We start from the raw sequence: 1,108 nt of genomic DNA, 5'->3' as shown, positions 1-1,108 counted from the left end.
GGCCCATGTTAGGGCGCTCGTGATTGTATTGCCACATCCATTCGGTCGCGAAGCTCTGCACGTGCGCAAGGTTGTCCCAGTAGTACTGCGACAGCCACTCATAGCGCACCGTCCGGTTGAATCGCTCCACATAGGCGTTTTGCTGCGGCTTGCCCGGCTGAATGTAGTTCAACGCGATGCCATGCCTGGCTGCCCATTGCGTGATTGCCTCGCTTAAGTACTCGGGACCGTTATCGCACCGTATCGCCATCGGTTTTCCTCGCCAGCCGATGATCTGCTCCAGAGCCCGGATGACGCGCGCCGAGGGCAACGAGAAGTCGATCTCGATGCCCAATGCTTCGCGGTTGAAGTCGTCGATCACGTTGAACAGTCGGATACTGCGGCCGTCCTTCAACTGGTCGTGCATGAAGTCCATCGACCACACCGCATTCACCGACGCCGGCACGATCAGCGGCTCCGGCGCCTGCCGTACAAGCCGCTTACGAGGCTTGATGCGCAGGTTCAGCTCCAGTTCTCGGTAAATCCGGTACACGCGCTTATGGTTCCAGCCGAAGCCCTTCACGTTGCGCAGGTACAGGAAACACAGCCCAAAGCCCCAGTTGCGATGATTGTCGGTCAGCCGTAGCAGCCAGTCGGCAATCTGCTCGTTCCCTGCATTGCGCTGCCGCTCGTAGCGGTAGCACGTCTGGCTTACGCCAAATGCCTCGCATGCGAGCCGGATCGACACGCCCCGGCTCGCTACTGCTTCTCTGGCCATCTCGCGGCGGGTAGATGGCCTCAGTCTTTTTTTGCCAGCGCCTCTGCGACGATCTCCGCCTTGATCTTCTCTTCCACGTACATCTTGCGCAGTCGCGCGTTTTCCGCTTCCAGCTCCTTCATCCGGGCCATCAGCGACACGTCCATCCCGCCGTACTTGCTGCGCCAGTTGTAGAACGTCGCCGTGCTGACACCCAGCTCCCGGCAAATCTCCGGCACCGCCACGCCAGCCTCCGCGCGCTTGAGCGCATCCATGATCTGGCTATCCGTGAACTTCGACTTCTTCATTGCGTAGAACTCCCTTTGCTGGAAATTCTACTTCTGATCCCACCTACTGGACGGGAGGATTACC

1 protein-coding gene is annotated in these 1,108 nt (G+C 59.5%); it reads right to left on the bottom strand.

Translation table 11 applies throughout. The features are described from left to right. Positions 1–1,044, bottom strand: a protein-coding gene (locus tag WS91_RS10855) for an IS3 family transposase (protein ID WP_156432352.1) whose coding sequence is annotated in 2 segments (ribosomal slippage) — positions 1–783 and positions 783–1,044 — 1,045 coding nt annotated over the 2 segments. Because the reading frame shifts where the segments join, the coding sequence is not laid out codon by codon here. This gene is flagged as partial in the annotation. Positions 1,045–1,108 lie beyond the last annotated feature (64 nt).

It is taken from the genome of Burkholderia sp. MSMB1498 (assembly GCF_001526245.1).
In the GTDB taxonomy this organism is placed as follows: Bacteria; Pseudomonadota; Gammaproteobacteria; order Burkholderiales; family Burkholderiaceae; genus Burkholderia; species Burkholderia savannae.
This window is presented reverse-complemented; position numbering and strand designations above follow the sequence as displayed.